Below are 13233 nucleotides of genomic sequence, written 5' to 3' on the forward strand. Positions count from 1 at the left end.
GCGCGGCCAGAGAGTCGCGCCAACGGAGGAGGAGAGACCATGACCACCTACAAGGGCGGCTGCGATCACGTGCATGTCCATGCCGAGGGCGAGCCCATCGACAACCACGAGTGCCACTGCAACGTCTGCAAGAACGTGACAGGCCAGCACACCACCCACGTGGCCTTCTACAAATATGGCGACGTGACCGTCGATCATCCCGAGCTGGTGGCGCGCCAGCCGTTCAACGCCGACAATCCCGGCGGCCCGCTGGAGCTGTGCACCTGCACGGAATGCGGCTCTCCGCTGATGCTCGACGACAAGGAAAAACGCATCCGCGTCGCCGTACCGAATGTCATGGGCTATGACGATGCGGCCTTTCCGAATGCCGATTACCATGCCTTCTACGACGACAGCAAAGGCTACGAGAAGCCCAGCGACGGACGCCCGGTCTACGAGGGCCTGCGTCCCGATTTCACCTGGCCGGCCCCGGCCTGAGATCGCGAAAGCTTTTGTGCGAGGGGCGCTGCCCCTCGCGCTCCCCGGAGTTTATCGGCAAGATGAAGCCGCGGACCGCCGCGACCTGCCCTCTTGATCCCGGGGCTGGGGCCGTCTATACGCCCGCAGTGGTCCCGAGGGATCCGATTCACATGAACGCACGCCGCGTGGACCCCATCCGTCGCTGGGGGGTCTTTCCGGCACAGGAGAAGCGACAATGAAACTGAATGAACTGCGCGACAACGACGGCGCAACCAAGCGCAAGAAGCGCATCGGCCGCGGCCCGGGTTCGGGCATGGGCAAGACCGGTGGCCGCGGGATCAAGGGTCAGAAGTCCCGGTCCGGCGTGGCGATCAACGGCTACGAAGGCGGCCAGATGCCGCTGTATCAGCGTCTGCCGAAGCGCGGCTTCACCAAGCCGAACCGCAAGAGCTATTCCGTCGTAAACCTCGGCCTGATCCAGAAATTCGTCGAAGCCGGTAAACTCGATGCTTCGTCGACGATCACCGAAGAGGCGCTGGTCGCCTCCGGTCTCGTGCGCCGCAAGCTCGATGGCGTGCGGGTTCTGGCCAAGGGCGACATCACCAGCAAGATCGACCTGCAGGTCAGCGGCGCGTCGAAATCCGCCGTGGCCGCGGTGGAAAAGGCGGGCGGCTCGCTGAGCCTCACGGCGGCTGACGCTTCCGAATAAGCGGTTGTGAGCGGCGTCCCCGCCGCTTACATAAGCTCCAGGTTTTATCCGACGCCGCCCGAGCCGTGAAACCGCTCCGGGCGGCGTTTGTCTGACATAGAGAGAGTCCGTATGGCATCCGCTGTAGAACAAATGGCCGCGAACACGAGCTGGTCAGCTCTGGGCAAGGCGACCGATCTGCGCAACCGCATCCTGTTCACGCTCGGCCTTCTGATCGTCTACCGCCTTGGCACCTTCATCCCGGTGCCCGGCATCGACGGTCTGGCGCTGCAGCAGTTCATGGAGCAGGCGGGACAGGGCATCGGCGGCATGGTCAGCATGTTCACCGGCGGCGCGCTGGGACGGATGGGCATCTTTGCACTGGGCATCATGCCCTACATCTCGGCCTCGATCATCGTGCAGCTGATGACCTCCATGGTGCCGGCGCTCGAACAGCTCAAGAAAGAGGGCGAGCAGGGGCGCAAGAAGATCAACCAATACACGCGCTACGGCACGGTGTTGCTGGCGCTGTTCCAGGCCTACGGCCTTGCGGTGAGCCTCGAGGCGGGCGACCTCGCCCATGATCCGGGGCTCTATTTCCGCGCGTCCTGCGTCATCACGCTGGTTGGCGGTACGATGTTCCTGATGTGGCTGGGCGAACAGATCACCGCCCGCGGCATCGGCAACGGCATCTCGCTCATCATCTTCGTCGGCATCATCGCCGAGGTGCCTGCGGCTCTGGCGCAGTTCTTCGCCTCGGGTCGTTCGGGCGCCATCAGCCCCGCCGTGATCATCGGCGTGATCGTCATGGTGATCGCGGTCATCATGTTCGTGGTGTTCATGGAGCGCGCCCTGCGCAAGATCACCATTCAGTATCCGCGCCGCCAGGTCGGGATGAAGATGACCGAGGCGCAAAACAGCCACCTGCCGGTCAAGGTCAACCCGGCGGGCGTCATCCCGGCGATCTTTGCCTCTTCGCTGCTGCTGCTGCCGACGACCATCGCGACCTTCAGCCAAGCCGGCCAGACCGGTCCGATCATGTCGACGATCATGGCCTATTTCGGACCCGGCCAGCCGCTCTACCTCGCGTTCTTCGCGCTGATGATCGTGTTCTTTGCCTATTTCTACACGTTCAACGTCAGCTTCAAACCCGATGACGTGGCCGACAATCTGAAGAACCAGAACGGCTTCGTCCCCGGCATCCGCCCGGGCAAGAAGACCGCCGAATATCTCGAATACGTGGTCAACCGCGTGCTGGTTCTGGGGTCCGGCTACCTTGCCGCGGTGTGCCTGCTGCCCGAGATCCTGCGCGGCCAGTTCGCCATTCCCTTCTATTTCGGCGGCACCTCGGTGCTCATCGTGGTGAGCGTGACCATGGACACGATCCAGCAGGTGCAAAGCCACCTTCTGGCGCATCAATACGAAGGTCTTATCCAGAAATCGCAACTGCGTGGTAAGGGTAAGGCACGCAAAAACAGGGGGCCTGCTCGCCGATGAACATCATTCTTCTTGGACCGCCCGGCGCGGGCAAAGGCACCCAGGCACGGTTTCTGGTGGACGAGCGCGACATGATCCAGCTGTCGACCGGTGACATGCTGCGCGAAGCCAAGGACAGCGGCACGGACATGGGCAAGGTCGTGGCCGAGGTGATGGCCAAGGGCGACCTGGTGACCGACGAGATCGTCATCGGCCTGATCCGCGAGAAACTGCAGGGCGACAAGAAGGGCGGCTTCATCTTCGACGGCTTCCCGCGCACCCTGGCGCAGGCCGATGCGCTGGCCGAGCTTCTGAGCGACTGTGGAGAGACGCTGGATGCGGTGATCGAGATGCAAGTGGACGACGCGGCGCTGGTGGATCGCATCACGGCGCGGTCGACCTGTTCCGAATGCGGCGAGGTCTACAACGACAACACCAAGCCGATCCCCGCGGACGGCGTCTGCACCAACTGCGGCAAGAAGGCCGAGTTCAAGCGACGCTCCGACGACAATGCCGACAGCCTGAAGCAGCGCCTGATGGAATACTACAAGAAGACATCGCCGCTTCTGGGGTATTACTATGCCAAGGGTCAGCTTCGCTCGGTCGACGGACTTGGTGAGATGGCCGAGGTCAAGGCGGCGATCGCGGGCGTTCTGGACGCCTGATTGCCGGCTGGTGCCGCGCTGCTGCGGGGGCTGCAAGCGGCGTTTGGCCATGCTGGCGATTTCGCGCTTGACGCTCTGGTCAAATGACCATACCCACCCCTATCTCTGCTAGAGAATCGCCTTTTGCGGGTGTTTTGCAAGACCCCCGCAAGATCACCTGATCAGCCAAGCCCGCAGGCCTCTGCCTCGGGCTTGATGTTGTGAAAAAAGGGTCTGGAGCTACGGACCCGCAACGATGAAGGAACATGACACGTGGCACGTATCGCCGGCGTTAACATCCCGACCCACAAGCGGGTCCCGATCGCCCTCACCTACATCACCGGAATCGGCCAGTCCTCGGCCAAGGCCATCTGCGAAGCGGTGAACATCGACCTGTCCCGCCGCGTCAACGAGCTTTCGGATGCGGAAGTTCTGGCCGTGCGCGAGCATATCGACGCCAACTACACCGTCGAAGGCGACCTGCGCCGCGAGACGCAGATGAACGTCAAGCGCCTGATGGACCTCGGCTGCTACCGTGGCCTGCGTCACCGCCGCAACCTGCCGGTGCGCGGTCAGCGGACCCACACCAACGCACGCACCCGCAAAGGCCCCGCAAAGGCCATTGCCGGCAAGAAGAAATAAGGGAGGGCTTACGACATGGCACGCGATACCCGCCGTACCACGAAAAAGAAGGTCTCCAAGAACATCGCCGCCGGCGTGGCGCATGTGAATTCTTCTTTCAACAACACCAAGATCCTGATCTCGGACGTGCAGGGCAATGCGATCTCCTGGTCGTCCGCCGGCACCATGGGCTTCAAGGGCTCGCGGAAATCCACGCCCTATGCCGCCCAGCTGGCCGCAGAGGATGCGGGCAAGAAGGCACAGGAACACGGCGTCAAGACGCTCGAAGTCGAAGTGCAGGGCCCCGGTTCGGGGCGCGAGTCGGCGCTGCGCGCGCTGGCGGCCGTCGGATTCAACATCACCTCGATCCGTGACGTGACCCCGATGGCCCACAACGGCTGCCGTCCGCCCAAGCGCCGCCGGGTCTGATCTTTGCGATTTTCCATCGGGGCCGCGCCGTCGCGCATGGCCTCGATTCGTCATTTTAACCTCGGGCGCGTCTGCCTTTCGGACATGGGGCAGGTGCAAGAATGGAGGGACGTATGATCCACAAAAATTGGGCAGAACTGATCAAGCCGACCCAGCTTGAAGTCAAGCCGGGCAATGATCCGACCCGCGTGGCCACGGTCATCGCGGAACCGCTCGAGCGCGGCTTCGGTCTGACCCTCGGCAACGCGCTGCGGCGCGTGCTTCTGTCGTCGCTTCAGGGCGCCGCCATCACCTCCGTGCAGATCGACAACGTGCTGCACGAGTTTTCGTCCGTCGCCGGTGTTCGGGAAGACGTGACAGACATCGTGCTGAACCTCAAGGGCGTTTCCCTGCGCATGGAAGTCGAAGGGCCCAAGCGCCTGTCGATCTCGGCCAAGGGGCCGGGCGTCGTCACCGCCGGCGACATCTCGGAATCCAACGGCATCGACGTGCTGAACAAGGATCACGTGATCTGCCACCTCGACGACGGCGCGGACCTGTTCATGGAACTGACCGTCAACACCGGCAAGGGCTATGTCTCGGCAGACAAGAACAAGCCCGAGGATGCGCCGATTGGCATGATCCCGATCGACGCGATCTATTCGCCGGTCAACAAGGTCAGCTACGACGTGCAGCCGACCCGTGAAGGCCAGGTGCTGGACTATGACAAGCTGACCCTGAAGGTCGAAACCGACGGCTCGATCTCGCCCGAGGACGCCGTGGCCTATGCCGCGCGCATCGTGCAGGATCAGCTGTCGATCTTCGTCAACTTCGACGAGCCGGAATCGGCCACCCGTCAGGACGACGACGACGGTCTGGAGTTCAACCCGCTGCTGCTCAAGAAGGTCGACGAGCTGGAGCTGTCGGTGCGGTCCGCGAACTGCCTGAAGAACGACAACATCGTCTACATCGGCGACCTGATCCAGAAGACCGAAGCCGAGATGCTGCGTACCCCGAACTTCGGCCGCAAGTCGCTGAACGAGATCAAGGAAGTGCTGTCGGGCATGGGCCTGCACCTTGGCATGGATGTCGAGGACTGGCCGCCGGACAACATCGAGGACCTGGCCAAGAAGCTCGAAGACTCGTTCTAAGCCATCGAGATCGGTGCGGCGGGCGATCGCCGCACCTCTTTCGTTTCCTCCGGGAAACACTCGGGCATCCCGCCCCAATGACGGGCAAGACACGCATCTTGCCCCGGACAAAGCATCAGGCCAACCAAGGCCACCAAAGGAGTACAGAAAATGCGTCACGCACGAGGCTACCGCCGCCTGAACCGCACCCACGAGCACCGCAAGGCACTCTGGGCGAACATGGCCGGCTCTCTCATCGAACACGAACAGATCAAGACCACGCTGCCCAAGGCCAAGGAGCTCAAGCGCGTGATCGAAAAGCTGGTCACCCTGGGCAAGCGCGGCGATCTTCATGCCCGCCGCCAGGCCGCGAGCCAGCTCAAGCAGGACATCCACGTCGCCAAGCTCTTCGAGGTGCTGGGCCCGCGCTATGCCGAGCGTCAGGGCGGTTACGTCCGTGTCCTCAAGGCCGGCTTCCGCTACGGTGACATGGCGCCGATGGCGATCATCGAATTCGTCGACCGCGACCGCGACGCGAAGGGCGCTGCCGACAAGGCGCGCATCGCCGCCGAAGAGGCCTCTGCCGACGCGGAATGATCTTCGCGATCAGCTGACATCAAGGGGTCCGGGCCAATGCGGCGCGGACCCTTTTTCTTTGACGGCCTCGATCCCTGGCCGGGCTTGCATCGGCAGGGTTGCGAGCGCATATCTGCGACGGCTGGAACGGAGGGGCAACGTGCGTGGTTTGGTGATCCTTCTTCTGCTCTGGGCGGTGCCGGGGCTGTCGCAGGAGCGTGTGCCGCAATCGCCCGCCGAGATTTCGCTGACCTTCGCGCCGCTGGTGCGAGAGGCCGCGCCAGCGGTGGTCAACATCTACGCCAGCCGGGTCGTGCAGACCCGCAGCCCGTTCCAGGACGATCCGATCTTCGGCAATTTCTTCCGCGATTTCGGCCAGTCGCGGCCCCGCGTGCAGAATTCGCTGGGCTCGGGCGTGATCCTTTCGGCCGATGGCATCGTGGTCTCGAATTACCATGTGGTCGGGCAGGCGACGGAAATCCGCGTCGTGCTCAACGACCGGCGCGAGTATCAGGCCGAGGTTCTGCTGGGCGACGAGGAATCCGACCTCGCGATCCTGCGGCTCGAGGATGCACGGGACATGCCGCATCTGGAGCTGCGCGACAGCGACACGGTCGAGGTCGGCGAGCTGGTGCTGGCCATCGGCAACCCCTTCGGCGTCGGCCAGACCGTGAGCAGCGGCATCGTCTCTGGCCTGGCCCGGTCGGGCACGGCCACGGGCAACGCGCGGGGTTACTTCATCCAGACAGATGCGCCGATCAACCCGGGCAACTCGGGCGGCGCGCTGATCGACGTCAACGGCCAGCTCATCGGCGTGAACACCTCGATCCTGACCCGCTCGGGCGGGTCGAACGGCATCGGTTTCGCCATCCCCTCGGCGCTGGTGGCGCAGTTCGTCGCGCAGGCGCGGGCGGGCAACACGGTGTTCGAACGCCCCTGGGCCGGGGTCAGCGGCCAGCCGGTTGACGCGGGCCTGTCGGAAAGTCTCGGGCTCAGCCTGCCGGGCGGCGTGGTCCTGTCGCAACTGCATCCGCTCAGCCCGCTTGCCGCCGCAGGGCTCGAGGTCGGCGACGTGATCACCGCCGTGGATGGCCAGCCGGTCAACACCCCGCCCGAGATGATCTACCGCATGTCCGTCCGCGGCATCGGCGCCGACGCGGAGCTGACCCGCCTGCGCCGCGGTGTTGAGGAAACCGTGACCGTCGCGATGATCGCACCGCCCGAAGACCCGCCGCGGGCCGAGGTGACGCTGGGCACGCGGTCGGTGCTTCCGGGCCTGACCGTGGCGACCGTCAACCCGGCGTTGCAAAGCGAGTTCGACCTGCCGATGAGCGCCGAAGGCGTCGTGGTTCTCGACCCCGGCCCCTACGGCGCGCGCGCCGGCCTGCGCCCGGGCGACATCCTGCGCGCCATCAACGGCGTCCCGGTCGAGGCGACCGGAGATATCGACCCCGTTCTGCGCCGCGCCGCACCGCGCATCCAGATCGAGGCGCAGCGCGGATCGCGCAATGTCTTCCTGCGATTCCGGGTCTGACCGCTTGGCCGATCTCTTCGAAACCGGTGCCGATACGGCAAAGGCGGCAACGGGGCCACGGCCGCTGGCGGACCGCCTGCGGCCCAAGACGCTGTCCGAGGTGATCGGGCAGGAGCAGGTTCTTGGCCCCGACGCGCCGCTGGGCACGATGCTGGCGGCGGGCACGCTGGGGTCGCTGATCTTCTGGGGGCCGCCGGGCGTCGGCAAGACCACCATCGCGCGGCTGTTGGCGGATGAGACCGACCTGCATTTCGTGCAGATCAGCGCGATCTTCACCGGCGTGCCGGACCTGCGCAAGGTCTTCGACGCGGCCAAGCACCGGCGCGCGAACGGCCAGGGCACGCTGCTTTTCGTCGACGAGATCCACCGCTTCAACAAGGCGCAGCAGGACGGGTTCCTGCCGCATATGGAGGACGGCACGATCCTTCTTGTGGGTGCGACGACCGAAAACCCCAGCTTCGAGCTCAACGCCGCCGTGCTCAGCCGGTCGCAGGTGCTGGTGCTGGAACGGCTGGACCTCGCCGATCTCGAACGGCTGGCGCAGCGGGCCGAGAAAGAGCTGGACCGCGCCCTGCCGCTCACCGGTCCGGCCCGCGAGGCGCTGCTCGAGATGGCCGATGGCGACGGGCGGGCGCTGCTCAACCTCGTGGAACAGGTCATGTCCTGGAGCGCGCCGGACAAGCTCGACATCGACGCGTTGCGCACCCGGCTGATGAAGCGGGCGGCGAATTACGACAAGTCCGGCGACGGGCATTACAACCTCATCTCGGCGCTGCACAAATCGGTGCGCGGGTCGGATCCGGACGCGGCGCTCTACTGGTTCGCGCGGATGCTGGAGGGCGGCGAGGACCCGCGGTTCCTCGGGCGCCGCCTCACGCGCATGGCGGTCGAGGACATCGGACTGGCCGATCCGCAGGCGCAGGCGGTCTGCCTTCAAAGCTGGGAAACCTACGAGCGGCTGGGCAGCCCCGAGGGCGAACTGGCGCTGGCGCAGGCGGTGATCTACCTCGCCCTCGCGCCCAAGTCGAACGCGGCCTACGTCGCCTACAAGGCCGCGCGCAAATCGGCCAAGGCCACCGGATCGGTGCCGCCGCCCAAGCATATCCTCAACGCGCCGACATCGATGATGAAGGAGCAGGGCTACGGCAAGGGCTATGCCTACGATCACGACGCGGAGGACGGGTTTTCGGGCCAGGACTACTTTCCCGAAACGCTGGAGCGCACGGCCTTCTATGCGCCGGTCGAGCGGGGCTTCGAGAGGGATCTGAAGAAGCGGGTGGAGTATTTCGCCAAGCTGCGGAGCAAGCGGTAAGGGCGGGGTAAGGCGCGGCGGCGGCCAAAGGCCGCCTAGATCCCGCGCCGGGCGCTGCTCTTACGTCACCCGCACGAACGTCCCCATCCCTGCCGCGTGATGCGACAGCATGTGGCAATGCAGCAGCCAGTCGCCGGGGTTGTGCGCGGTAAAGGCGATCTCGCGCGTTTCTCCGGGCGCCATCAGCAGCGTGTCGCGCAGGGGGCCAAGGCTGCCGTCGGCGCGGACTTCGCTGAAATGCATCCCGTGCAGGTGCATCGCGTGGGCAAAGGCCGTGTCGTTGGCCATGCCGATGCGCACCGTTTCTCCCAAGGCGGCCTCGATCAGCGGCGTCACGGTGCGGCCCACGACACCGTTCAGCGCCCAGAACATGCCCGCCTCGGCCAGGCTGCGGCCGTCGCGCCGCTCGCCGTTGAACATGGCACCCGACAGGCCGCGCATGGCCCCGCCCTCCATCAGGAGCGTGGCGGTGCGTGCGCCCGCGAGCGTGATCGGAAAATCCGGATTCGGGGGCAGGGCGCTGACCGGAGCACGTGCCGCGGCGGTGCCCGCAGAGACCGGAAAGGTCGCCTGCGCATAGCCGCCGTCGCGGTCATAATGGATCACGAAGGCATCTTCGCCGTTCCCGGCGATCACATCGGCGATGAGGTCGATGCGCTGCGCGGGTGCCAGCACCAGACGCTCCGCCGCGGGCTCGGGCGCCGCCAGAGGCATGCCATCGAGCGCCACGACCATGGCGTCGAGGCCCTGCAGACCCAGTTCGAAGATCCGGGCATTGGCAGCATTGATCAACCGCAGGCGCAGCCGGTCGCCCTGTCTCACCTCCCGCGAAAATGCGGTCTGGCCATTGGTCAGAACCACGTTGCCGATCCGCCCGGCGTGGGAGCGGTCGAAGCCGGAGTCGAACGGCTCCGCGACTTCACCGCCCTGATCGAGGCGGATGTCGTCGAGCAGCAGCACGATATCCGCATCCACCTCGGGTGCGTCGGGTTCCTCGACGATCAGCGGGCCGTACAGACCGCGCTCCACCTGTTCCACCGACTGTGCATGGCTGTGGTACCAGTAGGTGCCGGCGTCGGGCAGGGCGAAGTCGTAAGCAAAGGTTTCGCCCGGCGCGATCGGCGGCTGGGTCAGTCCGGGCACCCCGTCCATGGCGTTGTCGATGCGGATGCCGTGCCAATGCACCGAGGTCGGCTGGGGAATGTCGTTCACCACATCCAACCGAAGCCTGTCGCCCTGCATGAACCGCAGCTCAGGCCCGGGCAAGGATCCGTCGAAGGTCCAGAGCGCGGTTTCCGGATAGCCCGGCGGCGCGATCTGCGCCCGCGACGCGGCGGCCCGCAGGACACGCGGCGCGTCATCCTGCGCCAAGCCGGCGCGCGGTGCCAGAACCGCGGCGGAGGCGGCGGTGGCGCGGGTCAGGAAACGGCGTCTGGTCAGCATCGCGGCGCTCTCCTCGGGGCTGGCGCAATGATAGCCCGACGCAACGGCGCTGCAATGGAGGCGTGCAGGCTTGCTTGACATCGCACCGGAGCCGCGCGACAGACCGGGCATGATCGGCCATCTTCCATACGTCGCCCTGGGCGGCGCCATCGGCGCAAGCCTGCGGTTCCTCGTGGGCCATGCCGTGCTGAAACTCGCAGGCCCCGGCTTTCCGCTGGCGACGCTGGGGGTGAACATCCTCGGGTCGTTCCTGATGGGGGTCTTCGTCGCGGTCGCGGCGCAAAAGGGCGGGACGGCCCTGTCGCCTTTTCTGCTGACAGGGGTTCTGGGCGGTTTCACGACCTTTTCGGCGTTTTCGCTCGAGGCGGTGATGCTCTTCGAACGCGGCGCCAGCGGGCAGGCGGCCGCCTATGTGGCGGCCTCGGTACTGGGCGCCATCGCGGCGCTGGTGGCGGGGCTCTGGCTGGCGCGGGGGATCTTTGCATGAGTGGCGTTCAGACCCTGACGGTGGCCGAGGGTGATGGCGACCAGCGGCTGGACCGCTGGCTGAAACGGCAGTTTCCGCACTTGGCGCAGGGCCGGATCGAAAAGATGTGCCGCAAGGGCGAGCTGCGCGTCGACGGCGGACGGGTCAAGGCCAACACCCGGCTCGAGGTCGGGCAAAGCGTGCGCATCCCGCCGCTGCCCGCGCCCGGAGAGGTCACCTCCGGCCCCAAGACCGAGGTGACCGCCGCGGATGCCCGGATGATCCGCGACTGTGTGATTTACAAGGACGACCACATCATCGCGCTCAACAAGCCGCCGGGCCTGCCGACCCAGGGCGGCAGCAAGCAGACCCGGCACGTGGACGGGCTGGCCGAGGCGCTGAAATTCGACCTCGACGAAAAGCCGCGGCTGGTGCACCGGCTCGACAAGGACACCTCGGGCGTCCTGCTGCTGGCGCGCACGCGCCAGGCGGCGAGCGCGCTCACCGCGTCGATGCGTCACAAGGAGACGCGCAAGATCTACTGGGCGCTGGTGGCCGGCGTGCCAACGCCCTACCTGGGCGAAATCAAGTACGCGCTGGTCAAGGCGCCGGGTCACGGCAAGGGCGGCGAAGGCGAAAAGATGATCGCCCTGCACCCGCGCGAGGTCGACACGGTGCCCGGCGCCAAGCGCGCTCATACGCTTTACGCCACGCTCTACCGCATCGCCGGGCGCGCGTCCTGGGTGGCGATGGAGCCGCTGACCGGCCGCACCCACCAGCTGCGCGCGCATATGGCCGAGATCGGGCATCCGATCATCGGCGACGGAAAATACGGCGGGTCGGGGCAGGAGAACCTCGGCGACGGCTGGGGCGCGCAGCTGGGCGGCATCATCTCGAAAAAGCTGCACCTGCACGCGCGGATGCTGCGGTTCGAACATCCCGAGACAAAGCGCGACGTGACAATCACCGCCGAGATGCCCGAGCACATGAAACACAGTTGGGACACTTTCGGCTGGACCGAGGATCTGGCCGCCGAAGACCCGTTCGAGGCGCTGTGATGGCGGGTGACCTGCGGCTGGTGGTTTTCGACGTCGATGGCACGCTCGTGGACAGCCAGGGCGACATCCTCGCCGCAATGCAGGCCGCGTTCGACGGCGCGGGGCGTCCCGTGCCGCCCCGCGAAGAGGTTCTGGGGATCGTCGGACTGTCGCTGCCCGAAGCCATGAGCCAACTGGTGCCGGGGATCACGACCGACGCCCGCCGCGCCATGGTCGCCGCCTACAAGGCAGCTTACATGAAGCTTCGCGCGCAAGGCGGGGTCGAGCTGTCCTCGCCGCTCTACCCGCATGTGCGCGGGGTGCTCGAGGATTTGCACGCGGTGCCGGAAACGATCCTGGGCGTCGCCACCGGCAAGTCGCGCCGGGGGCTGGACAAGCTGCTGGACGGGCACGGGCTGCGCCGCCTGTTCGACACGCAGCACTGCGCCGACGACCATCCGTCGAAGCCGCATCCGGCGATGCTGCGCGCGGCGCTGGCGGACACCGGCGTGGCGCCGCACCGCGCCGTCATGGTGGGCGACACCAGCTACGACATGGAAATGGCGCAGGCGGCGGGGATGCTGGCGATCGGCGTCACCTGGGGCTATCACACCGCCGACCGGCTGGGGGCTGCGCATATCGTGATCGACGACATCCGTCTGCTGCCCGGCCTTCTGGACCAGATATGGGAGCAAAGCGCATGAGCGAATGGGCACCGAAACGGTTCTGGACCAAGGCCGAGGTCACCGAGGTTCCCGGCGGGCACAGCGTAGAACTGGATGGCCGCCCGGTGCGCACGCCGGCCAAGGCCGCGCTGGTCCTGCCGAGCCGCGACATGGCCGCGGCGGTGGCCGAGGAATGGCAGGCGCAGGGTGACAAGATCGACCCGATGACCATGCCGGTCACCCGTTCGGCCAATGCCGCCATCGACAAGGTGGCGCATCAGCATGCCGAGGTGGCGGACATGCTGGCGGATTACGGCGACAGCGACCTGCTGTGCTACCGCGCCGAAAGCCCGCAGGAGCTGGTCGAACGCGAGGCCGCGGCCTGGGATCCCTATCTCGACTGGGCGGCCGAGACCCTTGGTGCACGGCTGGAGCCGCGGCAGGGGCTGATGCACCAGCCGCAGGACGCCGAGGCGATGGCGCGGCTGCGCGCGCCGGTGCATGCGATGAGCGATTTCGAACTGGCAGCCTTTCACGATCTGGTATCTCTGACTGGATCCCTGGTGCTGGGCTTTGCCGCCACGCATCGCGCCCGTGATCCCGAAGAGATCTGGCAGGCTTCGCGGGTCGACGAGCTTTGGCAAGAGGAACTCTGGGGCGAGGACGAAGAGGCCACGGCTCTCGCCAAACGAAAGCGGGACGCCTTTCTACATGCTTGCCGGTTCCATTCTTTGGCGAGAAGCTGAGACATCCCACCGCGTCGGCGCTCAACTC

General features: G+C 66.1%; 15 protein-coding genes. 14 read left to right on the forward strand and 1 reads right to left on the reverse strand.

Translation table 11 applies throughout. From position 1 onward, the window contains the following. Window positions 1-39: 39 nt before the first annotated feature. The 10 genes from DU478_RS09775 to DU478_RS09820 all read left to right on the forward strand — a co-directional run bounded on the left by DU478_RS09775 (window position 40) and on the right by DU478_RS09820 (window position 8848). Window positions 40-477, forward strand: coding sequence for a GFA family protein (locus DU478_RS09775; RefSeq protein WP_114510782.1), 438 nt, complete (start codon window positions 40-42; stop codon window positions 475-477). Between the two features lie 217 nt (window positions 478-694). Further along, on the forward strand, window positions 695-1168 hold the full coding sequence (gene rplO / locus DU478_RS09780; protein WP_114510783.1) for a 50S ribosomal protein L15: 474 nt from the start codon (window positions 695-697) through the stop codon (window positions 1166-1168). A 111-nt stretch (window positions 1169-1279) separates the two neighbouring features. After that, window positions 1280-2644: a preprotein translocase subunit SecY gene (gene secY, locus DU478_RS09785; RefSeq protein WP_114510784.1), complete on the forward strand. Its 1365-nt coding sequence runs from the start codon at window positions 1280-1282 to the stop codon at window positions 2642-2644. Then, window positions 2641-3288 (forward strand): adenylate kinase, encoded by a 648-nt coding sequence (locus tag DU478_RS09790; RefSeq protein ID WP_114510785.1) that lies wholly within the window; start codon window positions 2641-2643, stop codon window positions 3286-3288. The genes secY and DU478_RS09790 overlap by 4 nt, the downstream gene beginning before the upstream one ends. Window positions 3289-3540: 252 nt before the next feature. Beyond that, a complete protein-coding gene (gene rpsM, locus DU478_RS09795; RefSeq protein WP_114510786.1) occupies window positions 3541-3909 on the forward strand; it encodes a 30S ribosomal protein S13 in 369 nt (122 codons plus the stop codon). A 15-nt stretch (window positions 3910-3924) separates the two neighbouring features. After that, window positions 3925-4317 carry a 30S ribosomal protein S11 gene (gene rpsK, locus DU478_RS09800; RefSeq protein ID WP_114510787.1) on the forward strand — a complete coding sequence of 131 codons (393 nt, stop codon included), beginning with the start codon at window positions 3925-3927 and terminating at the stop codon, window positions 4315-4317. 113 nt (window positions 4318-4430) lie between these two features. Continuing rightward, the gene (locus DU478_RS09805; protein ID WP_114510788.1) at window positions 4431-5447 is read left to right on the forward strand and encodes a DNA-directed RNA polymerase subunit alpha; all 1017 of its coding nucleotides are present in this window, start codon (window positions 4431-4433) and stop codon (window positions 5445-5447) included. A gap of 150 nt (window positions 5448-5597) precedes the next feature. Continuing rightward, complete coding sequence (gene rplQ, locus DU478_RS09810; protein ID WP_114510789.1) at window positions 5598-6023, forward strand: 50S ribosomal protein L17; 426 nt, start codon at window positions 5598-5600, stop codon at window positions 6021-6023. Window positions 6024-6162: 139 nt separating this feature from the next. Beyond that, a complete protein-coding gene (locus DU478_RS09815; protein ID WP_199488317.1) occupies window positions 6163-7536 on the forward strand; it encodes a trypsin-like peptidase domain-containing protein in 1374 nt (457 codons plus the stop codon). A gap of 4 nt (window positions 7537-7540) precedes the next feature. Beyond that, window positions 7541-8848, forward strand: coding sequence for a replication-associated recombination protein A (locus tag DU478_RS09820; protein WP_114511010.1), 1308 nt, complete (start codon window positions 7541-7543; stop codon window positions 8846-8848). Between the two features lie 60 nt (window positions 8849-8908). Here the strand turns inward: DU478_RS09820 and DU478_RS09825 are convergent, their stop codons facing one another. Beyond that, window positions 8909-10291 (reverse strand): multicopper oxidase family protein, encoded by a 1383-nt coding sequence (locus DU478_RS09825; RefSeq protein ID WP_114511011.1) that lies wholly within the window; start codon window positions 10289-10291, stop codon window positions 8909-8911. Between the two features lie 109 nt (window positions 10292-10400). Between DU478_RS09825 and crcB the strand changes: the two genes are divergently transcribed. Genes crcB through DU478_RS09845 form a run of 4 tightly spaced genes read left to right on the forward strand, consistent with a single transcriptional unit; the run spans window position 10401 to window position 13205 of the window. Beyond that, entirely contained in the window at window positions 10401-10778 is a 378-nt protein-coding gene (gene crcB, locus DU478_RS09830) for a fluoride efflux transporter CrcB (RefSeq protein ID WP_114510790.1), read from the forward strand. Then, complete coding sequence (locus DU478_RS09835) at window positions 10775-11815, forward strand: RluA family pseudouridine synthase (RefSeq protein ID WP_114510791.1); 1041 nt, start codon at window positions 10775-10777, stop codon at window positions 11813-11815. The genes crcB and DU478_RS09835 overlap by 4 nt, the downstream gene beginning before the upstream one ends. Next, on the forward strand, window positions 11815-12498 hold the full coding sequence (locus DU478_RS09840) for an HAD-IA family hydrolase (RefSeq protein ID WP_114510792.1): 684 nt from the start codon (window positions 11815-11817) through the stop codon (window positions 12496-12498). Before DU478_RS09835 ends, DU478_RS09840 begins: the two co-directional genes overlap by 1 nt. Next, window positions 12495-13205, forward strand: coding sequence for an ATP12 family chaperone protein (locus DU478_RS09845; protein WP_114510793.1), 711 nt, complete (start codon window positions 12495-12497; stop codon window positions 13203-13205). The genes DU478_RS09840 and DU478_RS09845 overlap by 4 nt, the downstream gene beginning before the upstream one ends. Window positions 13206-13233 lie beyond the last annotated feature (28 nt).

This window comes from Thalassococcus profundi (assembly GCF_003344785.1).
Taxonomy (GTDB): domain Bacteria; phylum Pseudomonadota; class Alphaproteobacteria; order Rhodobacterales; family Rhodobacteraceae; genus Puniceibacterium; species Puniceibacterium profundi.

Bases quoted from the DNA above. Each gene is read 5' to 3' on its own strand.
- DU478_RS09775 (WP_114510782.1), top strand. From the start codon at position 40: ATGACCACCTACAAGGGCGGCTGCGATCACGTGCATGTCCATGCCGAG.
- rplO (WP_114510783.1), top strand. From the start codon at position 695: ATGAAACTGAATGAACTGCGCGACAACGACGGCGCAACCAAGCGCAAG.
- secY (WP_114510784.1), top strand. From the start codon at position 1,280: ATGGCATCCGCTGTAGAACAAATGGCCGCGAACACGAGCTGGTCAGCT.
- DU478_RS09790 (WP_114510785.1), top strand. From the start codon at position 2,641: ATGAACATCATTCTTCTTGGACCGCCCGGCGCGGGCAAAGGCACCCAG.
- rpsK (WP_114510787.1), top strand. From the start codon at position 3,925: ATGGCACGCGATACCCGCCGTACCACGAAAAAGAAGGTCTCCAAGAAC.
- DU478_RS09805 (WP_114510788.1), top strand. From the start codon at position 4,431: ATGATCCACAAAAATTGGGCAGAACTGATCAAGCCGACCCAGCTTGAA.
- rplQ (WP_114510789.1), top strand. From the start codon at position 5,598: ATGCGTCACGCACGAGGCTACCGCCGCCTGAACCGCACCCACGAGCAC.
- DU478_RS09825 (WP_114511011.1), bottom strand. From the start codon at position 10,291: ATGCTGACCAGACGCCGTTTCCTGACCCGCGCCACCGCCGCCTCCGCC.
- crcB (WP_114510790.1), top strand. From the start codon at position 10,401: ATGATCGGCCATCTTCCATACGTCGCCCTGGGCGGCGCCATCGGCGCA.
- DU478_RS09835 (WP_114510791.1), top strand. From the start codon at position 10,775: ATGAGTGGCGTTCAGACCCTGACGGTGGCCGAGGGTGATGGCGACCAG.
- DU478_RS09840 (WP_114510792.1), top strand. From the start codon at position 11,815: ATGGCGGGTGACCTGCGGCTGGTGGTTTTCGACGTCGATGGCACGCTC.
- DU478_RS09845 (WP_114510793.1), top strand. From the start codon at position 12,495: ATGAGCGAATGGGCACCGAAACGGTTCTGGACCAAGGCCGAGGTCACC.